The organism is Croceitalea sp. P059 (genome assembly GCF_031846365.1).
Taxonomy (GTDB): domain Bacteria; phylum Bacteroidota; class Bacteroidia; order Flavobacteriales; family Flavobacteriaceae; genus Croceitalea; species Croceitalea vernalis.
The window spans coordinates 1,076,416-1,098,835 of sequence record NZ_JAVRHW010000001.1; the positions used below are offsets into that span (position 1 = coordinate 1,076,416).

Sequence of the window (22,420 nt, forward strand, 5' to 3'; positions counted from 1 at the left end):
CTTAACCTTAAAGTTAAAGAAATCAATTTAAAAAGCTGCGTTCTGAGGTGTTCTTGGAAATGGAATGACATCTCTTATATTTCCCATGCCTGTAGCAAATTGGACTAATCGCTCAAACCCAAGGCCAAATCCACTATGAACAGCTGTTCCAAACTTACGAAGATCTAAATACCACCATAGTTCTTCTTCATCAATACCTAAGTCAGCCATTTTCTGTTGTAAAACTTCTAGGCGTTCTTCACGCTGAGAACCGCCTACTATTTCACCAATGCCCGGAAAAAGGACATCCATTGCACGTACAGTTTTACCGTCTTCATTGAGCCTCATGTAAAACGCTTTGATATTTGCTGGATAATCAAAAAGAATAACAGGGCATTTAAAGTGTTTTTCAACTAAATAACGCTCATGCTCACTTTGCAAATCAGCACCCCATTCTTCTATAATATATTCAAATTTTTTCTTTTTGTTGGGTTTGGAGTTTCGTAGAATATCAATCGCCTCAGTATAAGAAACTCTTTTGAAATTGTTATCAGCTACAAACTTCAGTTTTTCAATTAATGGTAATTCACTTCTTTCTGCTTGTGGTTTGGATTTTTCTTCATCAAGTAATCTTTTCTCCAAAAATTGTAGATCATCCCCGCAGTTTTCAAGAATGTACTTTATTACCCATTTGATAAAGTCTTCGGCTAAATCCATGTTATCATTAAGATCATGAAAAGCCATTTCGGGTTCAATCATCCAGAATTCGGCTAAATGCCTCGAAGTATTTGAATTTTCAGCTCTAAAAGTGGGTCCAAAAGTATAAACTTTACCAAGTGCCATAGCGTATGCTTCTGCCTCTAGCTGCCCCGAAACCGTTAAGTTGGTTTCCTTACCAAAAAAATCTTCTTTATAATTTACATCACCATTCTCATTTAATGGAGGATTTTTAGGATCTAAAGCGGTAACTCTAAACATTTCTCCTGCTCCTTCAGCATCAGAACCTGTTATAATAGGAGCGTGAAAATAATAGAATCCATTTTTTTGAAAATAAGTATGAACTGCATAGGATAAGGCAGAACGTAAACGCATTACAGCTGAAAAAGTGTTAGTTCGCACACGCAAATGCGCCTTCTCTCTCAAGAATTCCAAAGAGTGTTTTTTAGGCTGAATAGGGTAGGTATCTGCATCAGCTGTTCCGTGGATTTGAAATTCAGAAACTTGAATTTCAACACTTTGACCGCGCCCTTGACTTTCTACTAAATTCCCTTTAATCTTGATAGCAGCTCCCGTTGAGATTGATTTTATAATAGCTTCATCGAACTTTTCAAAATCAATAACGCATTGAATGTTATTTATGGTAGAACCGTCATTTAAGGCAATAAATCTATTGCTTCTAAAAGTTTTAACCCAACCATTTACTTCAACTTCTTGATGTATTGGTGCTGTGCCCAATAATTTTTTCACGGAAATACGCTCCATTATTGTATCGTCTAAATTAAGTTTCAAAGATAGGTTTTTGTAAAAAAAATTGGGTTATCAAAACCCTATTTCCCATGGGCTTTTTCGTCATCTTTCGGTAAGATATCTATCTGAGGTTTTTTAAGCACCGTTTTGTTGGCGATACTGCGTTCTAAAGACAATAATAATGAGGGTAATAAAATTAGATTTGCAAGCATTGCAAAGAGTAATGTAGCTGAAACTAAACCACCCAACGCTTTCGTGCCACCAAAACTGGAAATGATAAAAACAGAAAAACCAAAGAATAAAACTATTGAAGTGTAGAACATACTTACTCCTGTTTCTCGAAGTGCATTATAAACAGATTTCTTGATTTGCCATTTGTTAGCCATTAATTCTTGACGATATTTAGCAAGAAAATGAATAGTATCGTCAACGGAAATACCAAAAGCAATACTGAATACAAGTATTGTAGATGGTTTTATAGGTACCCCTAAAAACCCCATTAAACCTGCCGTAATAACTAGGGGTAGTAAATTTGGCACCAAGGATATAATGATCATTCTGAACGACCTAAACAAATAAGCCATAAAAATTGAAATTAACCCAATAGCAAATGCCAGGGATAACAAAAGGTTTTTGGTTAGGTATTTTGTTCCCTTTAAAAACAATAGAGCCTTCCCTGTCATGTAAACGTTATAGCGTTCTGCTGGAAAAATCTTATCAATTGACTCAATAAGGTCTTCTTCAATTTCTTCCATTCGCGTTGTTTTCACATCGCGCATGAAGGTGGTCATTCTTGCGGTTTGCCCTGTGCTATCAACAAAACTTTCTAAAAGATTCCCGTTCTCTGAAGACTTACGAGCAACATTCATTATAAAGGTATTCTCTTGCGAAGTTGGTAATTGATAATATTTTGGAATACCATTATAAAAAGCCTGCTTAGAGTATTTTACTAAGTTTACAATCGATACTGGCTTTGATAACTCTGGTGTTTCATCAATTTCATCCGATAATTGATTGATTCTTCTTAGCGTAGCTGGTTTTAGTACACCATTTTTTTGTTTGGTATCGACAACTACCTCAACGGGCATTATGCCATCAAATTCTTCTTCAAAAAAGCGGATATCTTTAAAAAATTTGGCATCCTTGGGTAAATCTTCTATTCGACTACCAGTAATTTGAATTTGATATATTCCTATGATACTGGTAACTAAAACTAATATTGAAGTAATATAAACTGCTATTCTATGATTTCGTACCAAATGCTCCATCCAACTTACAAAACGATCTACCCACTTCTTTCTCAAGTGCTTTAAATGCTTGTCTTTTGGAATAGCCATAAAGCTATAAACAATAGGGATTATTAATAGTGATAAAAGAAAAATACTTAGAATGTTAATAGAAGCAACAATTCCGAATTCTTTTAGAAGGTCGCTATCTAGAATAATAAAAGTTGCAAAACCTAATGCCGTTGTACAATTAGTCATTAAAGTAGCGTTGCCGACTTTTGAAATTACGCGTTGTAAAGACAATGCTTGGTTGCCATGTTTTTTTACCTCTTGTTGATACTTATTAATTAAGAAAATACAATTAGGTATTCCAATTACGATAATCAAAGGGGGAATAAGAGCTGTAAGAATAGTTATTTCGTATTGAAATAACCCTAAAACACCAAATGCCCACATAACACCTATTATAACAACACACATTGAAATTAAGGTAGCTCTAAAACTTCTAAAGAAAAAGAAGAAAATAATTGAGGTAACCGCTAGAGCAGCTAGTATAAATTTTCCAATTTCACTTGTTATAATTTTATTGTTCCAAGTTTTAATATAAGGCATTCCGGAAACTCGAACATCTAAACTAGTTTCTTCTTCAAAGTTTTTTACTAATGTTTCTAGGTCATTTAGAATAAATTCATTCCGAACGGAAGTATTCAATATATCTTTATCAAGATATATTACAGTGCGAACAGTACCACTCTTTTTATTAAAAATTAAATTTTCATAAAAAGGCATGTTTTCAAATAAATGATTTTTGATTTCAGCGACCTTCTCTTTGGTATCAGGGACTGATTTTATTAGAGGTTGTAGAATAAACTCTTGTTTTTCGTTGTCTTTGACAAGTTCTTGAAGATTGTCAGTTGATACAACAAAGTCAATTTCTGGGACAGCTTGAAATTGTTTACTTAGCTTATTCCATCTATTAAAGTTATCAGGTAAAAAGAGTAAACTATCTCTAACCGCTAAGACTATAGCATTGTCTTCTTGACCGAATAAATCAACAAAGGCATTGTATTGCACTGTTTCTGGATGATCATCCGGTAAAACATTGGCTTCGGTATTTGAAAAGCGCATATGTTTCCATTGAAAACCTAGGAAAACTGTTACAGCTACAATTAAAAGGAGTATTAATATTCGGTTTCTAAGTATAATTCGAGCAAGTGCAGCCCAAAAACCTTGAAAAAGCTCTTTTAACATTTTAGTGTTCTTACCAACAAAGGTAGAAAATGATTAGTTGTGTACCTAAACAATAACCGCGTAAAACAAGTTACACTTTCATTATCTCAACTTCTTTAACATCAAAAACGGCATCAACTTTTTTAATGTATTTGTCTGTTAATTCTTGCACATCAACTTCGGCATTAGCTAAAACATCTTCAGAAATCTCTAATTTTTTAAGTTCCTTGTTTGCTTCTTGCCTAGCACTGCGAATACTCACCTTAGCATCTTCAGCTTCTGCTTTCGCTTGTTTTACCAAATCTCGACGACGTTCTTCTGTTAAGGGCGGAACGTTGATGATAATCATTTCTCCATTATTCATTGGATTAAAACCAATATTAGCGTTCATAATGGCACTTTCAATATCTTGAAGAATACTTTTCTCCCAAGGTTGCACAGATATCGTTCTTGCATCTGGCGTATTTACATTTGCAACTTGAGATAATGGAGTAGGGGATCCATAGTATTCCACTTTTACCGTAGATAACATCATCGGACTGGCTTTGCCAGCTCTAATCTTAATGAAAGCTTTTTCTAGATGCGACATCGCACCGTCCATGCCTTCTTTAGTTGTATCAAGTACAAATGTTACTTCTTCATTCATAATTGTAAAATTTCAATTTTAAAATCAACTATTATGCCAATACTAGTTATTGACTATAGTTCCAATGTTCTCTCCAGAGATCAATTTCATCAGATTTCCTCTTGTATTCATATCAAAGACAACGATTGGTAATTCATTCTCTTGACTTAGAGTAAATGCAGTTGTATCCATAACCTTAAGGCCCTTGGTTAATACATCATCAAAAGAAATACTGTCAAATTTGGTTGCGTTTTTATCTTTCTCTGGATCAGCAGAATAAATGCCATCTACTCTAGTTCCTTTTAAAATAACATCAGCTTTAACCTCAATAGCCCTTAAAACCGCCGCCGAATCCGTTGTGAAATACGGATTACCTGTTCCACCTCCAAAAATAACTACTCGCCCTTTTTCTAGATGGCGCATTGCTCTTCTTCTAATAAAAGGTTCTGCAACTTCATTAATTTTTATTGCTGATTGAACTCTAGTTTGTACTCCTGCAATTTCTAAAGCACTTTGTAAGGCCAAACTATTAATAACTGTAGCTAACATTCCCATATGGTCTCCTTGAACCCGGTCCATACCTTCGCTAGCGCCTTTTAGACCTCTAAAAATATTTCCTCCTCCTATAACAATAGCAATTTGAACTCCTTTCTCTACAACTGCTTTAATGTCTTCTGCATATTCCGTAAGCCTTTTGGCATCTATACCGTATTGCTGTTCACCCATTAAGGCTTCACCACTAAGTTTTAAAAGAATTCTTTTGTATTGCATGTGCTTTTTTTGAAGTCCGAACAAAAATAATCAAAATTATTAATGCTGATTTGAGGATTGGAATGTTTGTAAAATAAAAAAGCCTGACCAATTTGGTCAGGCTTTTTTGTGTTGTAATATCTGGTTTTAGCCTAAAGCTACTCTAGAAAAACCAGTTACTTCTAAATCAGAAGCTACAGATTTTACATATTGAGATACACTTTGTTTGCTATCTTTAATAAATGCTTGATTTACTAAAGTATTGTCTTTAAAGAAACGTTTTAATTTACCTTTAGCGATATTTTCCAACATAGCTTCCGGTTTGCCTTCTTGACGTAATTGGTCTTTAGCAATCTCAATTTCTTTATCAATTACGGATTGGTCAACACCTTCTTCATTAAGTGCTACAGGGTTCATTGCAGCAGCTTGCATAGCAACATCTTTTGCAGCAATAGCAGAACCATCAACGGCAGCCGAAAGACCAACCAATGTTGCAATTTTGTTGCCTGCATGAATGTATGACCCTACGAATGGAGCGCTTAATGTTTCAAATCCACCAATTTCAATCTTTTCACCAATAACCCCAGTTTGTTCGGTAAGTTTTTCAGCAACAGTCATTCCGTTAAACGGAGCGGCTAAAAATGCATCTTTACTATCAAAACCAAGTGCGACTTCAGCTAATTCATTAGCTAATGTTACAAAAGTGTCGTTTTTGGCAACAAAATCAGTTTCACAATTAAGGGAAATAATAATTCCATTAGAATTATCAGCGCTTACTTTAGCGATAGCAGCGCCTTCAGACGAATCTCTATCAGCTCTTTTCGCTGCAACTTTCTGACCTTTCTTACGCAGAATTTCGATTGCTTTATCAAAATCACCTTCAGCTTCGACCAAGGCTTTTTTGCAATCCATCATTCCAGCTCCGGTAGCCTTTCTTAATTTATTTACTTCAGCGGCTGTAATATTTGCCATTTGTTCTTGTATTTAAAAATTATGTAAAGTAAAACACAAAACTTGTGTTTTGTTTTATCTCAAGGTTAAATTACTCTTCTGAGTCTTCAATTCCTCCTTTAGTGTTGTCTTGCCATTCTTTTAGCTCATCCCACTTACCATCAGCAGCCATTTGTGCCTGCTTTGGCCATGAAGCTGGCTCAAGATGTGCCAATCTAGGACTAGCATCTGTTAAAATGGTTTTGATGTTGTCAGCTTCAGCTTTTGCCAAATCAACAAAGGTTGCAACGCCTGCCGCAACTAAGGCCTCAGCGGCTTTTGGTCCAATACCTTCTACTTTAGTTAAATCATCAGCCTTAGCTTTTTTAGTTGCTGTTTTCTTTGGTTTGGCTTCAGTTTTCTTTTCAACAACTTGTTCCGTTTTTTCTTTAGCTACTTTTTCAGTTTTCTCAGCTTTAGGCGCCGTTGGTGCAGCTGCCTTTTCTTTAGGTGCTTCTTTATCTGCCTTTCTTTCAGCTAAACCTTCAGCTACCGCTTCTGTTACTGAAGTCAAAATAGCTTCTATTGACTTCCCTGCATCATCATTTGATGGTATTACATAATCAATAGGTCTTGGGTCAGAGTTTGTGTCAACCATTGCAAAAATTGGAATGTTCAATTTTTGTGCTTCTTTAACCGCAATATGCTCACGCATAGTGTCGACAATAAAAATCGCACCTGGCAATCTTGTCATTTCAGAAATAGAACCTAAGTTCTTTTCAAGTTTAGCTCTTAAACGGTCAACCTGCAAACGCTCCTTTTTAGAAAGCGTTTTGAAAGTTCCATCTTTTTTCATTCTATCAATAGAGGCCATTTTCTTTACAGCTTTTCTGATAGTTACAAAGTTTGTAAGCATACCGCCAGGCCATCTTTCAGTAATGAAAGGCATATTAACATTAGCTACTTTTTCAGCAACAATGTCTTTTGCTTGTTTTTTAGTAGCGACAAAAAGAATTTTTCTTCCTGAACCAGCAATTTTTTTCAAAGCTTCATTAGCCTCTTCTAATTTTGCTACCGTTTTGTAAAGGTTGATAACGTGAATTCCGTTACGCTCCATGTAGATATAAGGAGCCATGTTAGGATTCCACTTTCGTGTAAGGTGCCCAAAGTGTACACCTGCATTCAATAAGTTTTTAACTTCAATTTTACTTGCCATCTTTTGTAAATTAGTTTACGTTCCGTTGAGATAGCAATGAGTAGGTGGTCAGTATAAATACTTCGCCCTAACCCATTTAGATGCTAAACTAAATTCCAAAAAGTTAATTGTACCCTTTGGAACAACGACAACTTTTGTTTAAAATTTAATCCTGATTAAAATATTCAATCAGGATTTTCAATGAACCTCATCCCGAATATGAATTCAGGAAAAATATAATAGATGCAATTTCTTGCAAATAATTCTTAACGTTTAGAGAATTGGAATTTCTTACGAGCTTTCTTCTGACCAAACTTTTTACGTTCAACCATTCTTGGGTCTCTAGTAAGAAGGCCTTCAGGCTTCAGTATCGTTCTATTCTCTTCATTAATTTCACACATTACTCTAGCTAAGGCTAGTCTAACTGCTTCTGCTTGGCCCGTGATACCACCGCCATATACATTGACTTTTACATCATAGTTACCATCTGTTTCAGTAAGTGTAAAGGGTTGTTTTACCTTATACTGCAGTGTAGCTGTAGTAAAATAATCTTCTAAAGACTTTTTATTTACTGTAATGTTTCCTTTTCCTTCTGAAACATAAACTCTTGCTACTGCTGTTTTTCTTCTTCCTATTTTATGAACCACTTCCATTATTTGTAGTCATTTAAATTAATAGCTTTTGGCTTTTGAGCTTCTTGCCCGTGGTCTGCACCTGCATAAACTTTAAGGTTTCTGAATAAATCAGCACCTAATCTGTTTTTAGGCAACATGCCTTTCACAGATTTTTCAATAATACGTTCAGGGTGTTTTTCTAATAAGCTGCTAGCCGAAGTAGCTCGCTGTCCACCCGGGTAACCAGTATATCTTAAATAGGTTTTATCTGCCCATTTATTACCACTCATTTGAATTTTCTCTGCATTGATTACAATGACATTATCACCACAATCTACATGGGGAGTGTAATTAGTTTTGTATTTACCTCTTAATATTTTGGCAACCTTTGAAGCCAATCTTCCCAATGTCTGTCCTTCAGCATCAACCAACATCCATTCCTTTGTAATGGTCGCTTTATTAGCTGAAATTGTTTTATAACTTAATGTATCCACCTCTTGAAATATTATCAATTTTCAATTCATTCCCGATAAACGGGGTGCAAATGTACAATTATTAGATTGAATTGCAAATGGTTATTCATTAATATTTTATGGTTTTTTTATTTTGAAAATAAGACCTCCAATGAAGAATGTTAAAAAATCCATAAAGTATTTTAAACCTGTAACGATTTAAAAAATAGCATGTCTTTAATGCACATCAATCAAAAAACGAACACGAATGAGAAGTCCAACCCTTTTTCTATGTGTATTCTTATTTTCTTATTTTATTTGCGCACAGGAAACAAGCACATCAGAAAACCAGGCCCAAGAACAAGATTCCACAGAAATAGTTCCTAAAAAGATATATGTCACTAATGATATAGGTGACGAAGAACCTCCTGCAGTAGATGGACTTTTAAATGATAGCGTTTGGAATAGGGTAGAATGGACAGGTGACTATATTGAAAATCAACCCGATGAGAACACACCGCCTAGTTATCAAACTAAATTTAAAATAGTGTATGATAGTAAGAACTTATATATAGGTGTACGTTGCTATGACGCGGAGCCCGATAAAATAATAAAAAGATTGTCTAGGCGAGATGGTTTTGAGGGAGATTGGGTAGAATTTAATATTGATAGTTATCACGACAAAAGAACAGCGTTTTCTTTTACAGTGACTGCAGCAGGGGTAAAGGGAGATGAGTTTATATCAAATAATGGAAATAACTGGGATGGTAGTTGGAATCCAATATGGTATACCAAATCAAATATTGATGATGAAGGTTGGACAGCTGAGTTACGTATACCTTTAAGTCAGCTAAAATTTAGTAGTTCTGATAACCAGGTTTGGGGATTACAATCAACAAGACGTTTTTTTAGAGCTGAAGAAAGATCTCTTTGGCAGCGCAAACCAATAGACCAGCCAGGTTGGGTGAGTGAGTTTGGAGAACTTCATGGGCTTAAGAATATTGAACCTCAAAAACAGTTAGAAATTCAACCATATACGGTTGCTAGCAGTGAAACTTATGAAGCTGAAGTCGGAAACCCATTTAGAGATGGAAGCGAGACAGATATCGCTTTCGGATTAGATGCAAAAATTGGTATTACGAATGATTTGACTTTAGATTTAACAGTGAATCCTGATTTTGGGCAAGTTGAAGCAGACCCCTCAGCGATTGCTTTAGATGGATTTCAAATATTTTTTAGGGAACAGCGTCCATTTTTTGTAGAAAACAAGAACATTTTTGATTTTAATGTTTCTCGTTCTGAAGCAGGTAATACCTTTGGTTCAGATAATGTTTTCTACTCCCGAAGAATTGGTAGGAGTCCACAAGGCTATCCAAATACAAATGAAGGAGAATTTGTTGAAATTCCAGATAATACTCAAATCATTGGAGCGGCGAAGTTTAGTGGTAAAACTGAAAATGGCTGGGCTATCGGTGTTTTGGAAAGTGTTACTGCAAAAAAATATGCAACAATTGATAATAATGGTGATAGAAGACGTGAAGTGGTTGAGCCACTGACGAATTATTTTGTTGGTCGCGCCCAAAAAGATTTTAATGATCGTAACTCATACGTCGGCGGTGTTTTTACAGCCACTAATCGTGATAATTTAACTGAAGGATTAGATTTTCTTCATAAATCAGCTTACACCGGTGGATTAGATTTTAAACACCAATGGAAAGATAGGGTTTGGTATTTAGGTGGTAATGTTATTTTAAGCCATGTTCAAGGAAGTGAAGAGGCTATTCAAAATACACAACAGTCAATTACTCGCTTATTTCAAAGGGTTGATGCTGAACATGTGGAAGTTGATGAAGATAAAACCTCATTAACTGGATCAGGTGGTAATATTCAATTAGGAAAAATTGGCGATGGCCATTGGCGTTTTGAAACAGGTGGTACTTGGCGCTCCCCAGAATTGGAGCTTAATGATATTGGTTTTCAAAGACAAGCAGATGACATTCGTCACTATACATGGGTAGGTTATCAAACATTAAAACCAGATAGTACTTTTAGACGGGTGGGTATTAATTATAACCATTGGAGCGCATGGGATTTTGCAGGAAATCAAAATGAACTTCGTTTTAATACCAATTCGTGGCAAAACTGGTCTAATAACTGGTTTTCAAATGTTGGTTTTAATTATGCACCAATCAGATATTCAAACTTTGCCTTAAGGGGTGGGCCAAGATTGCGATTAACGCCAGAAGTTTCTTTTTGGAATGGAATAGGAACTGATGGGCGTAAAAAACTAAGATTTAATCTATTTCATAATGGTCGTAAAGCATTAGATAACTCCATGAGGCGATATTATGTAGAATTTGGTTTTCGATATCAACCCATTGATGCCTTGCGCATCTCGATATTTCCTGAGTATAGTATTAATAATGATAAGCTCCAATACATTAGTAATATTGATACAGATGATGGTGTTCGATATTTGAATGGGCAAATAGAACAACGAACTTTAAGTATGTCTGTTAGACTAAATTTCAATATCAACCCGAATTTAACGGTCCAATATTGGGGGCAACCTTTTATTTCAAGAGGTCGTTATTCTAACTTTAAGCATGTTACTAATGCAACGGCTAAGAATTTTGAAGATAGATTTTTGCAATACAATGCGCAACAAGTTTCATTTTTAGATGATACATATTCCGTTGATGAGAATTTAGATGGAAATACTGATTTTAGTTTTGGGAACCCCGATTTTTCTTTTGTTCAATTTCGTTCGAACTTGGTTGTGAGGTGGGAATACATTCCGGGTTCAGAAATATTTTTGGTTTGGTCGCAAGATGTATCCCAATCAGGTAATCCGACAGATGGTTTATTGACTGGTTTGAACGATAATATTTTTGGTCAAACCCCACAGAATATATTTTTACTGAAAGCAACCTACCGTTTTGTCCTGTAAGAAGAATCTGATTCTTACACTAGACAAGTCTTTTTCTCGTTACTAATTCTATATACCTAAAAATATAAGGTTATGAAAATTAGTTTAAGTCTATTAGTTGTAATGTGTTTTTTAGTTTTTTCATGCTCTAACGATAGCGAGGGAGAGACTATGGATGACGACCAAATTGGAATGGAAGATGATGGTATGCTCGATGATGAAATGGATTCTGATGATGACGATACGGACGATGAAATGTCTGACAGTGATGAATTAGTTGGTCTTTGGGTACTAACGGAATTACGAGTTGATGAATCTGTTGATGACGATGATTTAGATTTTGCTGGCGAAATTCTGAATTTTTTAGTGGCTGCTGAATGCGATTTAATAACTTTTAATTTTAAGGATGACGGAACAGTTGATTCAGAAAGTAAGGCAAATTATATTGAAATTGGATTAGGTGCCGGCGGACTTGAAATTCCTTGTCCTGAAGATAGTGATATAGAGTCTACTTTATGGTCTTTGGAAGGTGATCAGTTAACATTTGTTAATGATATGCAGGAAGAAGAGACAATAACTATAGTTTTGGAAGATGAAAATACTTTAATTATAGCAGGTCAAGATATTGATGAGAATAATTACGTTGGAGCTGATGCTGTCTTTATCAGAAGAGCAGAATAGTAATATTCATATTAAAAAAATAAAGCTCGAGTTATACGGGCTTTATTTTTTTTAATGCTTCAATTAGGGCCTTGTTGGCTTCTTGGGTACCTATAGTAATTCTAACTTTTCCAGGTGCTCCAAATTGACTAACAGGCCTAACCATAATACCTTCTTTCATAAGCCTATCGGTAAATTTCATTTCCGTTAATGGGGGGTCAATAATGAAAAAATTACCCTGTGTGGGCCAAAATCGAATTCCTAATGAATTAAAAGATTCAGCTAAAAAGTGTCTACCTTCTTTTACTAATTCTACAGTTTTATTAATAAAAATTTGGTCTTTCAAAGCGCCAATTGCAGCTTCAATTGAAGTGCTAGGTAATAAAAATGGTTTTTGTATTTGTCTGATATAATTTGCAAGAATTGTAGTAGTGTAGCAATATCCAATTCGTTGACCAGCTAATCCATAAGTTTTGGAAAAACTATTAATCGCAATAATATTATGACCTTTTTTCACATAAGGTAATGCTGTAATATAGTCTTTAGCATCTGCAAAATGACGGTACACTTCATCGAAAACGATTATGATATTTTTTGGAATGCGATTTAAAAATTCATCTAAAACAGTTTTTGGAATATAAGTTCCTGTTGGATTATTTGGGCTAGTTAAAAAAATGACTTTGGTTTTATTGGTTATGGCGGCTAGAATTCCTTCTACATCCAAGTCATAATTCGTATTTGTAAGGGGTATGTCAATTTGTTTTGCTCCGTACCATCTAGAGAATACGGAGTAAGGTAAAAAGCAAGGATTAGAATAAATCACCTCATCACCTTCATTAATAAAAGCGCGAAGCAACATGTCAATGATTTCAGAACCGCTGTTACCACAAATAAATTGATTTACCGTTAACTCATTATTGAAATCTTGGACTAAAGCCTCACGCAACCTTATATCCGTTTGGTCCGGGTATATGTCAATAGTTTCTGCGGCTAATTTTAAAGCAGATACGGCTTTTGGTGAAGCTCCTAGAGGGTTTTCATTTGAAGAAAGTTTATATATTTTTTTGCTCGTGGCAGGAAGGTTTTTACCACCCTTATAGACTTCTTTTGGTTCTAAATGAGACTTAAAAATTGACGCAATATTTTCCATTAGTACAAATTTTCGGCAAGCAATAAAATAGCCATAGCTTTTTCAGTTTCTCCTTCTTCTAAAATGCGCTGCGCTAACCAGTGTAACTGGTTTTTATAGGTAGTTTTATCTTCTCCTACTTTTTGACTCATCATTTTGATTTCGTCATCTTGACTTATGTTTTTGATATCTTCTTCTGATGGTAAAGCTTCTAAATTTCCTAATCTTCCTAAATTATTTCCTGTGAGGGTTTTACTTTCACGAATACTTTTTGGTAAGGCATCTACACCAATACCTTTTGTTCGTATCGGTTTTGGAATTTCAAATAAAGAAGCGCCGTTAGAACGAGTATACCAACTACCACCCATTCGCCCGATCAAATCGAGCTTTTTGGTGTCTAATTCATTATCAGTGAAATAATCTTCATTTATATGAATTTGCAACACTTTGCAAAGAATCAGGTTTCCAGCACCGGGCGTATTCGCCAGTTCTATCACTTCTGTAACCTCACATTCAAAAGAAACTGGGGCTTCACCAACTCTAGGCGGCTTTACTACAGAGCTGGACACTTCAGTAAACCCTGCTTTTACAAATTCATTCACTCCTTTGTCATAAGCAGTGCTTGATAATGACATTTGCTCAACCATGTTATAATTCACAATGTTTATAACCACTTCAGCGATTTCTTTAACGTTTTGATGCGAATGTTTTAAACTATTATCGCGCCCACTGCGAGCTGGTGAAAAAACTAATACAGGTGGGTTTGAGCTAAAAACATTAAAATAACTGAATGGGCTAAGATTTACATTGCCATCTTTATCTATGGTGCTGGCAAAACAAATAGGTCTTGGTGCCACAGCGGTTAAAAGAATGTTATGCAGTTCAGGTTGTGGTAATTTTTTAGGGTCTAATGTTCTAATCATTTTGCTGGTAAAATTTTTGCTGAAACTTCTCCAAACCCAACCCTTTTGCCGTCTTTCTCGGCAAAACCCCTCATGGTAACGGTATCACCATCATTGATAAATTTTCGTTCACTACCATCTTTCATTTCTATTGGTTTTGTTCCCATCCATGCTAGTTCTAACATGGACCCGTAAGACTTTTCGTCTTTTCCAGAAATAGTACCTGAACCATATAAATCTCCAATATTAATATTGCAACCATTAATGGTGTGATGTGCTAATTGTTGAGCCATATTCCAGTACATGTATTTGAAATTAGATTGGCAAACGGTTTGTTCTTCACTACCTTCTGGCGTGATACCAACCTCTAAATTAATATCGAAGTTTTTGTCTCCTTCGTATTTTAAGTAAGGAAGAACTTCAGGATCTTGTTTTGGACCAGAAACGGAAAATGGTTCTAACGCTTCTAAGGTTACAATCCATGGTGAAATATGTGATGCGAAATTTTTGGCTAAGAAAGGGCCTAAAGGCACATATTCCCATTTTTGAATGTCACGTGCAGACCAATCGTTAAATAAAACTAACCCGAAAATATAGTCATCAGCATCCTTAGTGACTATTGATTCACCAAGATTTGTGTTTTTGCCCGTGATAAAACCCATTTCTAGTTCAAAATCAACTCTCTGTGAAGCTCCAAATACTGGTTGTTTAGAATCATTGGGTATTGTTTGTCCTTTTGGACGATGTACAGGAACTCCACTCACAACTATGGAACTTGCTCTGCCATGATAGCCAACAGGAATATGTTTCCAGTTCGGCAATAACGCATTTTCTGGGTCACGGAACATTTTTCCGACATTGGTGGCGTGTTCAATGCTTGAATAAAAATCAGTATAATCACCAATATAAACCGGCATATGCATTTGTGCCTCAGATTGTTTTACAAAAAGTTCTGGCTTACCTGCTAAAACAGAATGTTCATCTTCTATCCATAATTGAATATTACGACGAACTTTTTTAGTGATTTGTTTACCTAAAGCAATAAAGTCATTGAGGGTTTCTTTTTCTAAAACGGCAGTATTAAATTCAAAAACATCTAACTCTGCAACAGCCACTAAGTCTAATATGTGATTGCCAATAGCTACCCCGGCTCTGGGGCTTCGCTCTTGTGTTGAAAAAATCCCAAAAGGGATGTTATGTATGGAGAAATCTGAGTTTTCAGGTATATCTATAATCATTTTAAGTTGTATTTGATTATCTTGAATTAACTACTCTACCCAAGATTTGTAATATTTGCCATCATCAATTTTCATGGCATTTTCAGTTAATTGTAACGGCTTGAAAGTGTCAATCATTACTGCTAATTCTTTTGTCTCTTTTTTTCCTATACTCGCTTCGTATGTACCTGGATGAGGACCATGTGGTATACCTGCCGGGTGTAGAGAAATATGCCCAGGACTAATATCAGTTCTACTCATAAAATCACCGTCAACATAATACAACATTTCATCAGAATCAATATTACTATGATTATATGGGGCAGGAATTGATTTTGGATGGTAATCATACATTCTTGGGCAAAAAGAACAAATTACGAAAGCATTGGTTTCAAATGTCTGATGCACTGGCGGTGGTTGATGTACCCGACCGGTAATTGGTTCAAAATTATGAATGGAAAATCCATATGGATAGTTATACCCATCCCATCCTACAACGTCAAATGGATGCGAAGCATAAACTAAATGATGTAGCATACCCTGCTTCTTTATTTTCATTACAAACTCACCTTTTTCATCATGCGTTTGTAAATCTTGAGGCAGTTTATAATCTCGTTCACAAAAAGGCGAATGTTCTAATAATTGACCAAACCAATTACGATAACGTTTAGGTGTATAAATTGGATGGAAAGACTCAGCAAATAATATGCGGTTTTCCTCATTATCAAATTCAATTTGATAAATCATTCCTCTTGGAATGATTAAGTAATCACCATATTCAAAAGGAATATTACCTAAATAGGTCTTAAGCGTTCCAGTACCTTTATGTATGAAAAGCATTTCATCGGCATCTGAATTCTTATAAAAATAAGAAGTCATTGATTTTTTTGGAGCTGCTAAGCCAATATGGACATCGCCATTCACCATCATAGGCTCACGTGATTCTAGAAAATCATCTTTTGGGGCAACATCAAAACCTATTAATTTTCGTGATTTTATGTGCTTTGCTTCTGCAATTTTTGGGCTCATATCAATAGCATCACCAATCTCTTTTATTTGTGTTGGTCTATGAATATGGTATAGCAATGATGACATTCCGTCAAAACCAATGGTTCCAAATAGTTGTTCATAATAAAGAGTTCCATCTGTTTTATTAAACTGTGTATGTCTCTTTTGCGGAAAAGCTCCAAGTTTATGATATATCGGCATCTTCTTAAAGTTATGCGTTATGAGTTACGAGTTCAAAATCAGTTTAGTAATGATGAACTCATAACTTTTAACTTGTTAATGCAATGTTCCTCTTAACTGCTGCTCAAGTTCAATAGCTTCAAAGAGTGCTTTAAAGTTACCTTTTCCAAATGATTGAGCACCTTTTCTTTGAATGATTTCAAAAAACATAGTTGGTCTCGGTTCAATTGGTCTTGTGAAAATCTGAAGTAAATAGCCTTCATCATCGCGGTCAACTAAAATTCCGAGTTCTTTTAATGGTGCAATATCTTCATCAATTTTTCCCACACGATCAGTTACTGCGTCATAATAAGTATCAGGTATGGTCAAAAATTCAATACCTCTACTTTTTAAATCTCGAACGGTAGCAATTATGTCATCGGTGGCAACCGCAATATGCTGAACCCCTTCCCCTTCATAAAAATCTAAATACTCTTCAACTTGAGATTTCTTAGCACCTTCGGCAGGCTCATTTATAGGGAATTTAATTCTCCCGTTACCGTTACTCATTACTTTACTCATCAAGGCTGTATATTCGGTAGAAATATCGTTGTCATCAAAAGATAAAATATTAACAAAACCCATTACCTTTTCATAGAATTCCACCCAATAATTCATACGGTCCCAGCCTACGTTGCCAACCATATGGTCCACGTATTTTAAACCTGTTGGTTTTGGATTATAATCTGGTGTCTCCCAAGCTATGTACCCAGGTAAAAATGTACCATTGTAATTTTTTCGTTCTACAAAAATATGAACGGTTTCTCCGTAAGTGTAAATTCCTGAACGAATTACTTTCCCTTCGTCGTCTTCTTCGATTATAGGCTCCATATAAGATTTAGCACCCTTGGCAACTGCGGTTTCGTATGCATAAGTTGCATCATCTACCCAAAGTGCGACTACTTTAACTCCATCTCCGTGAGCGTCTATATGTTTGCCAATTTCAGTACCACTTTTTAATGGTGAGGTTAATACTAAACGAATTTTGTCTTGTATGACCACATAACTCTCTCGATCTTTTAAGCCTGTTTGTAAGCCTGCATAGGCGTATGATTGAAATCCAAAAGCTGTTTTATAAAAATGTGCAGCTTGTTTAGAATTACCAACATATAGCTCTAAATAATCGGTGCCGTTGATAGGCATAAAATCTTTAGCATCGTTGTGTAATTTTGGTAATGTAGTCGTTTCCATAAGGAGTAATTTTAAATCCTTTTAATTAAAATTGTTGTTGATGCAACAAAAATAACTATTTTTGGAAAACAAAATGGTTTTTACTGATTAATTTTCGCTGATATGCGAAATCATTTTGATAAAAGTGAAGCGAAGCAATAATCTTATTTTGAAGATTTTTAGTTTTCGTTTAAAATAATAACAAGAGTTATGCTTCATCAAATTGACGAAATTTCTGGAATAGGACTGCACTTAGATATGGTCTTAAGAAAAGTGCAAGATGCCTATTTACGTAAGTTTCAAGAACTACAATTAGATCTTACTATTGAACAATGGGTAATTCTTTACCGAATTTTTCAAAGCGGTGATGATGCTTCACAAACGGATATAGTCAAGTCAAACTTTCGTAATCGTGCCACGACATCGCGGGTAATTGGTGGACTCGAACGTAAAGAATGGATAAGGAAAACTCGATTTGAAGGAGATATGAAGCGATTTAAATTAGAGCTTACCTCCAAAGGTCAAAAAGTAATAACTATTGTTGAACCTCATGCACAAAATTTACGAAAACAGGCAGTTAAAGGATTAGATACTCTCGATTTTGAAACTTTTTTAAGGGTTTTAGATCGTATTGGAGATAATTATTCTCAGAATTCAATTTTATAGTATTTCGGATTTTAATTGTGGTACCTGTTTTCTTTTGCTTCTCATTTAATCAAATTTTAATTAAGGTAAAATAGCATAGAAATTGGAAAAATATGCTGTTTTTAAGCGTCGTTTGTTATTCCAATTTTGCCTCTTAAATAATTAAAGAAAATTTCAATATGAAAAAGTTAAAGCATTACCCTAGTGTTTGGCAAGCAGCACCATTTTCAATGGAAATGTTTGCACATTTTGAAAAAGAGGCAAGATTGAGAAATAAAGAGAATAGTATTGCACGTGAAAAGCGTAAAAAAGAAAACACCAATAAGGTTAAGCTTGCCCTCGGAATGTAGTATAATTCAAATGGAAATCTACAGTTTTTAAATAGTTATATTTCGAGCCATTTTTTACCTTCTTTGATTTTGGTAAACACCTTAAAGTTTAGGTTGTTGTTTAAAGCAACAGTTTCTATAAAATCTACATCGGATCTAGATTTTTTATCAAGATTTACTATGGCAACTTTAAGGTCTTTGGCTTCCTCACCAAATTGTTGACGAATAAAGATAAAAATTGAATGTTTTGGTAGTGGTCCTTTTAATTTAGAAATTACAAGTATTTTTTTTATTCTGGGAATAGAATTGTGCTCATTAATTTCTTGCCAGATCATGGCTGCGGCTTCTTTTTCTAAATCTTTTTCTCGAATTCCAGTTAAATAACAAATGGCAGATTTATGCTTAATTTCTAAATCAATGTAGTACGACATTCTGTAGAACCTGAACGGTGTTTAATGATTTCAATAATAAGCCGTTAAAAATAGTATTTCAATATGTTATAAATTCAGAGGCTGTTTATTGAAAATGTTATAGAACCTATATTCAATGAAATACAAGTAAATTAATTCTTACTTAACATTTTGATTTTTATTATTTTTTAATGAGCCTGTAGCCAATTCTCTCCAATACCAACCTCAACATCTAATGGCACCTTCATTTTAAATGCACTTTCCATTTCAGTCTTAATCAACACTTTCATTTCCTCCAATTCCGGTTTGTAACAATCAAAAACCAACTCATCATGCACCTGTAGTAGCATTTTAGTTTTATAGTTGCCTTCGGTTAGTTTATTCTGAATATTGATCATAGCAATTTTAATGATATCTGCAGCGCTTCCTTGTATTGGAGCATTAACAGCATTTCTTTCAGCAGCACCACGAACAATGGCGTTGCTACCATTAATATCTTTCAAATACCTTCTTCGACCTAATACAGTTTGTACATACCCGTTATCGCGCGCAAAATCTACCTGTTCACTCATATAACTACGTAGTTTAGGATAGGTTTGATAATACGTGTCAATTAGTTCTTTAGCCTCCGCTCTGGTTAAATCAGTTTGATTACTTAAACCAAAAGCAGATACCCCATAAATAATACCGAAATTCACCGTTTTTGCATTGCTACGTTGTTCTCGAGTAACTTCTTCAAGAGGCACATTGAATACTTTTGAAGCTGTTGAGGCATGAATATCCATTCCATTTTTAAAGGCTTCAATCATGGTATCTTCCTCACTTAAAGCTGCAATGATGCGTAGTTCAATTTGAGAGTAATCTGCAGCCAACAAAACATAATTTTCATCTCGGGGAACAAAAGCCTTTCTAACTTGACGACCTCGTTCTGTTCTTATTGGTATATTTTGAAGATTTGGGTTATTGCTACTCAAACGGCCAGTTGCAGCAACGGTTTGCATATAGTCCGTGTGTACTCTCCCTGTTTTTTCTTCAATCTGTTCCGGTAACGCATCTACATAGGTGCTTTTTAATTTTGCTAAACCGCGATAATCTAAAACATTTTGAATGATTTCATGATCTTTGGCTAAATAAGAGAGTACGTCTTCTGCTGTAGAATATTGACCAGTTTTAGTTTTTTTAGGTTTATCTACCAATTTCATCTTATCAAATAATATTTCTCCTAATTGTTTTGGAGAACCAATATTGAATTCAGTTTCTGCGGCTTTATAGATCTTTTGCTCTAAATTTTTGATATCGTTATCTAAATCGTCAGATAGTGAACCTAAAAATTCTTTGTCAAGATTAATGCCTTCATTCTCCATTGTTGCCAAAACTCGGAGCAAAGGCACTTCAATATCTTCAAAAAGTTTTTCAGTGTTTGCTTCTGCTAACTCTGGCCTAAAATGCTGAGCTAATTGCCATGTTATGTCTGCATCTTCAACCGCATATTCTGTTTGTTTTTCTATAGGAACATCTCTCATACTTAGTTGGTTCTTTCCTTTTTTACCAATAAGAGTAGTAATGGAGACCGGTGTGTAATTCAAATAGGTCTCGGCCAGAACGTCCATGTTATGTCTCATGTCTGGATTAATTAGATAATGTGCTAGCATGGTGTCAAATAATTTGCCCTTGACTTCAACACCGTGGTTTTGCATTACTTTGACATCATATTTTAGATTCTGGCCAATTTTTTCAATAGTTTCTGATTCAAAGAAAGGTCGTAATTTTTCAATTAATTTATGGACTTCTTCTTTGTCTTCAGAAAAGGGGATATAAAACCCTTTTCCTTTTTCCCAACTAAACGCAACACCAACTAATGCTGCTTCTAAAGGGTTTAAAGAGGTTGTTTCCGTATCAAAGCATACTGCCTGCTGAGACATTAGTTTATCAATAAAAAGAGTAGTGGCTAAACCAGGCTCAACCAATTGATAAAAGTGATCTATGTCTTCAATTGTATTACGACTATTGGTGTCTTTTATAGTGGATGGGGCTTCGGATGGATTGCCTCCAAAAAGAGAAAATTGCCCACTTCCTGCAGCTTGGTTTTCTTTTTTGAGTGCAGGGCTATTTTCTGTTGGAGAGGAAGTTTCAGTTTCGTCCGAGAATAGTTTTATAAATTGGTCTTTAAGTCTTCTAAATTCAAGTTCCTCAAAAATTTCTTGAACTTTTTCAGCATCTGGCTTACACATTTCATAGTCATCGGCTTTAAAAGTAACATCACAGTCTAGCTTTATCTCAGCTAATTTTCTTGAAAGACGTCCAAGTTCAGCATTAGCTTCAACTTTTTCTTTCATTTTCCCTTTCAATTGGTCGGTATTGGCCAGCAATCCCTCCATGTCTTCAAATTGTTCTAGAAACTTTTTAGCAGTTTTATCGCCAACTCCCGGAAGCCCAGGAATATTATCACTAGCATCGCCCATCATGCCTAAATAATCAATCACCTGCTCTGGTCGTTGTACTCCAAATCGCTTTTGAATTTCTGGAATTCCCCAAATTTCAATGCCATTACCCATACGAGCAGGGCGGTACATAAATATATTTTCTGAGACTAATTGACCAAAATCTTTGTCAGGGGTAACCATAAAAACTTTATAATCTTCTTTCTCTGCTTGTTTGGCTAAAGTACCTATCAAATCATCGGCCTCATAACCCGCTAATTCAACGACTGGTATCTTCATTGCTTTAAGGATGTTTTGTATATAGGGTACGGCTATTTTTATGGCATCCGGTGTTTCATCTCGATTAGCTTTGTATTCTTCAAAAAGTTCTGTTCGTTCAACACTACCTCCCTTATCAAAGGCTACAGCTAAATGATCTGGATTTTCTCGTTTAATTACATCAAATAGTGAATTCATAAAACCCATAATAGCGCTGGTATCCATGCCTTTTGAGTTTATTCTTGGGTTTTTTATTAGGGCATAATACCCACGAAATATAAGGGCATAAGCATCTAGAAGAAAGAGTCTTTTTTGGTCAGACATGATTTTTAGGTGTCAGTTAATAGTTAAAAGGCAGACAGTTTTTAAAAGTAGAAAAAACAGACAAGAAAAAAGAGACAAGAATCAATTCTTTGCACTTTTCAATAAAAACCAAATTGTATTTGTTATGAATAAACTTACAAGAAGAATAATGCAAGAATTTGATAACATAAATGGATTATAGAAAAAGATGGCTAGTATCAATAAAAATATGATATTCCCATATAATAGGCGATAAGTTTTTATCTTAAAATCACTAGAAAATTCAAGGAAAATAGCATTTAAGATACAAGCGGGAACAATAAAAACAGCCT

General features: G+C 35.0%; 19 protein-coding genes. 4 read left to right on the plus strand and 15 right to left on the minus strand.

The annotated features are described in order from the left end of the window. Positions 1-27 precede the first annotated feature (27 nt). The 8 genes from asnS to rplM form a co-directional block, all read right to left on the minus strand. Complete coding sequence (asnS, locus tag RM542_RS04910) at positions 28-1,461, minus strand: asparagine--tRNA ligase (protein WP_311384895.1); 1,434 nt, start codon at positions 1,459-1,461, stop codon at positions 28-30. Between the two features lie 65 nt (positions 1,462-1,526). Beyond that, positions 1,527-3,923 (minus strand): efflux RND transporter permease subunit, encoded by a 2,397-nt coding sequence (locus RM542_RS04915; protein WP_311384598.1) that lies wholly within the window; start codon positions 3,921-3,923, stop codon positions 1,527-1,529. A gap of 70 nt (positions 3,924-3,993) precedes the next feature. Further along, a complete protein-coding gene (frr, locus tag RM542_RS04920; RefSeq protein ID WP_311384599.1) occupies positions 3,994-4,548 on the minus strand; it encodes a ribosome recycling factor in 555 nt (184 codons plus the stop codon). Positions 4,549-4,590: 42 nt separating this feature from the next. Further along, complete coding sequence (gene pyrH, locus RM542_RS04925) at positions 4,591-5,298, minus strand: UMP kinase (RefSeq protein ID WP_311384600.1); 708 nt, start codon at positions 5,296-5,298, stop codon at positions 4,591-4,593. Positions 5,299-5,424: 126 nt separating this feature from the next. Then, complete coding sequence (tsf, locus tag RM542_RS04930; RefSeq protein ID WP_311384601.1) at positions 5,425-6,249, minus strand: translation elongation factor Ts; 825 nt, start codon at positions 6,247-6,249, stop codon at positions 5,425-5,427. Positions 6,250-6,319: 70 nt separating this feature from the next. Further along, a complete protein-coding gene (gene rpsB, locus RM542_RS04935) occupies positions 6,320-7,423 on the minus strand; it encodes a 30S ribosomal protein S2 (protein ID WP_311384602.1) in 1,104 nt (367 codons plus the stop codon). Between the two features lie 245 nt (positions 7,424-7,668). Beyond that, the gene (gene rpsI, locus RM542_RS04940; RefSeq protein WP_311384603.1) at positions 7,669-8,055 is read right to left on the minus strand and encodes a 30S ribosomal protein S9; all 387 of its coding nucleotides are present in this window, start codon (positions 8,053-8,055) and stop codon (positions 7,669-7,671) included. Beyond that, entirely contained in the window at positions 8,055-8,510 is a 456-nt protein-coding gene (rplM, locus tag RM542_RS04945; protein WP_311384604.1) for a 50S ribosomal protein L13, read from the minus strand. Before rplM ends, rpsI begins: the two co-directional genes overlap by 1 nt. Before the next feature lie 226 nt (positions 8,511-8,736). Here rplM and RM542_RS04950 point away from each other — a divergent pair, with 226 nt between their 5' ends. Further along, positions 8,737-11,418: a DUF5916 domain-containing protein gene (locus RM542_RS04950; protein WP_311384605.1), complete on the plus strand. Its 2,682-nt coding sequence runs from the start codon at positions 8,737-8,739 to the stop codon at positions 11,416-11,418. Between the two features lie 72 nt (positions 11,419-11,490). Beyond that, on the plus strand, positions 11,491-12,078 hold the full coding sequence (locus tag RM542_RS04955; protein WP_311384606.1) for a hypothetical protein: 588 nt from the start codon (positions 11,491-11,493) through the stop codon (positions 12,076-12,078). A 31-nt stretch (positions 12,079-12,109) separates the two neighbouring features. On the opposite strand, the gene hisC is transcribed toward RM542_RS04955, so the two are convergent. The 5 genes from hisC to hppD form a co-directional block, all read right to left on the minus strand. Further along, positions 12,110-13,207, minus strand: coding sequence for a histidinol-phosphate transaminase (hisC, locus tag RM542_RS04960; protein WP_311384607.1), 1,098 nt, complete (start codon positions 13,205-13,207; stop codon positions 12,110-12,112). After that, positions 13,207-14,109, minus strand: a complete 903-nt coding sequence (locus tag RM542_RS04965; RefSeq protein ID WP_311384608.1) for a flavin reductase family protein — start codon at positions 14,107-14,109, stop codon at positions 13,207-13,209. Before RM542_RS04965 ends, hisC begins: the two co-directional genes overlap by 1 nt. Then, positions 14,106-15,326, minus strand: coding sequence for a fumarylacetoacetase (fahA, locus tag RM542_RS04970; RefSeq protein WP_311384609.1), 1,221 nt, complete (start codon positions 15,324-15,326; stop codon positions 14,106-14,108). The genes RM542_RS04965 and fahA overlap by 4 nt, the downstream gene beginning before the upstream one ends. Positions 15,327-15,356: 30 nt before the next feature. Then, a complete protein-coding gene (locus tag RM542_RS04975; RefSeq protein ID WP_311384610.1) occupies positions 15,357-16,514 on the minus strand; it encodes a homogentisate 1,2-dioxygenase in 1,158 nt (385 codons plus the stop codon). A 75-nt stretch (positions 16,515-16,589) separates the two neighbouring features. Then, entirely contained in the window at positions 16,590-17,723 is a 1,134-nt protein-coding gene (gene hppD / locus RM542_RS04980; protein WP_311384611.1) for a 4-hydroxyphenylpyruvate dioxygenase, read from the minus strand. 189 nt (positions 17,724-17,912) lie between these two features. Between hppD and RM542_RS04985 the strand changes: the two genes are divergently transcribed. Beyond that, a complete protein-coding gene (locus RM542_RS04985; RefSeq protein WP_311384612.1) occupies positions 17,913-18,368 on the plus strand; it encodes a MarR family transcriptional regulator in 456 nt (151 codons plus the stop codon). A gap of 158 nt (positions 18,369-18,526) precedes the next feature. Further along, a complete protein-coding gene (locus RM542_RS04990; RefSeq protein ID WP_311384613.1) occupies positions 18,527-18,697 on the plus strand; it encodes a hypothetical protein in 171 nt (56 codons plus the stop codon). A 35-nt stretch (positions 18,698-18,732) separates the two neighbouring features. Here RM542_RS04990 and RM542_RS04995 read toward each other — a convergent pair whose 3' ends face one another. Next, positions 18,733-19,107, minus strand: a complete 375-nt coding sequence (locus RM542_RS04995; RefSeq protein WP_311384614.1) for a hypothetical protein — start codon at positions 19,105-19,107, stop codon at positions 18,733-18,735. Between the two features lie 167 nt (positions 19,108-19,274). Next, positions 19,275-22,109, minus strand: coding sequence for a DNA polymerase I (gene polA, locus RM542_RS05000; protein WP_311384615.1), 2,835 nt, complete (start codon positions 22,107-22,109; stop codon positions 19,275-19,277). Positions 22,110-22,420: the final 311 nt, after the last annotated feature.

What these genes read in the sequence shown, in the direction of transcription:
- asnS (WP_311384895.1), bottom strand. Translation starts at nt 1,461, where the DNA reads ATGGAGCGTATTTCCGTGAAAAAATTATTGGGCACAGCACCAATACAT.
- RM542_RS04915 (WP_311384598.1), bottom strand. Translation starts at nt 3,923, where the DNA reads ATGTTAAAAGAGCTTTTTCAAGGTTTTTGGGCTGCACTTGCTCGAATT.
- frr (WP_311384599.1), bottom strand. Translation starts at nt 4,548, where the DNA reads ATGAATGAAGAAGTAACATTTGTACTTGATACAACTAAAGAAGGCATG.
- pyrH (WP_311384600.1), bottom strand. Translation starts at nt 5,298, where the DNA reads ATGCAATACAAAAGAATTCTTTTAAAACTTAGTGGTGAAGCCTTAATG.
- tsf (WP_311384601.1), bottom strand. Translation starts at nt 6,249, where the DNA reads ATGGCAAATATTACAGCCGCTGAAGTAAATAAATTAAGAAAGGCTACC.
- rpsB (WP_311384602.1), bottom strand. Translation starts at nt 7,423, where the DNA reads ATGGCAAGTAAAATTGAAGTTAAAAACTTATTGAATGCAGGTGTACAC.
- rpsI (WP_311384603.1), bottom strand. Translation starts at nt 8,055, where the DNA reads ATGGAAGTGGTTCATAAAATAGGAAGAAGAAAAACAGCAGTAGCAAGA.
- RM542_RS04950 (WP_311384605.1), top strand. Translation starts at nt 8,737, where the DNA reads ATGAGAAGTCCAACCCTTTTTCTATGTGTATTCTTATTTTCTTATTTT.
- RM542_RS04955 (WP_311384606.1), top strand. Translation starts at nt 11,491, where the DNA reads ATGAAAATTAGTTTAAGTCTATTAGTTGTAATGTGTTTTTTAGTTTTT.
- hisC (WP_311384607.1), bottom strand. Translation starts at nt 13,207, where the DNA reads ATGGAAAATATTGCGTCAATTTTTAAGTCTCATTTAGAACCAAAAGAA.
- RM542_RS04965 (WP_311384608.1), bottom strand. Translation starts at nt 14,109, where the DNA reads ATGATTAGAACATTAGACCCTAAAAAATTACCACAACCTGAACTGCAT.
- fahA (WP_311384609.1), bottom strand. Translation starts at nt 15,326, where the DNA reads ATGATTATAGATATACCTGAAAACTCAGATTTCTCCATACATAACATC.
- RM542_RS04975 (WP_311384610.1), bottom strand. Translation starts at nt 16,514, where the DNA reads ATGCCGATATATCATAAACTTGGAGCTTTTCCGCAAAAGAGACATACA.
- hppD (WP_311384611.1), bottom strand. Translation starts at nt 17,723, where the DNA reads ATGGAAACGACTACATTACCAAAATTACACAACGATGCTAAAGATTTT.
- RM542_RS04985 (WP_311384612.1), top strand. Translation starts at nt 17,913, where the DNA reads ATGCTTCATCAAATTGACGAAATTTCTGGAATAGGACTGCACTTAGAT.
- RM542_RS04990 (WP_311384613.1), top strand. Translation starts at nt 18,527, where the DNA reads ATGAAAAAGTTAAAGCATTACCCTAGTGTTTGGCAAGCAGCACCATTT.
- RM542_RS04995 (WP_311384614.1), bottom strand. Translation starts at nt 19,107, where the DNA reads ATGTCGTACTACATTGATTTAGAAATTAAGCATAAATCTGCCATTTGT.
- polA (WP_311384615.1), bottom strand. Translation starts at nt 22,109, where the DNA reads ATGTCTGACCAAAAAAGACTCTTTCTTCTAGATGCTTATGCCCTTATA.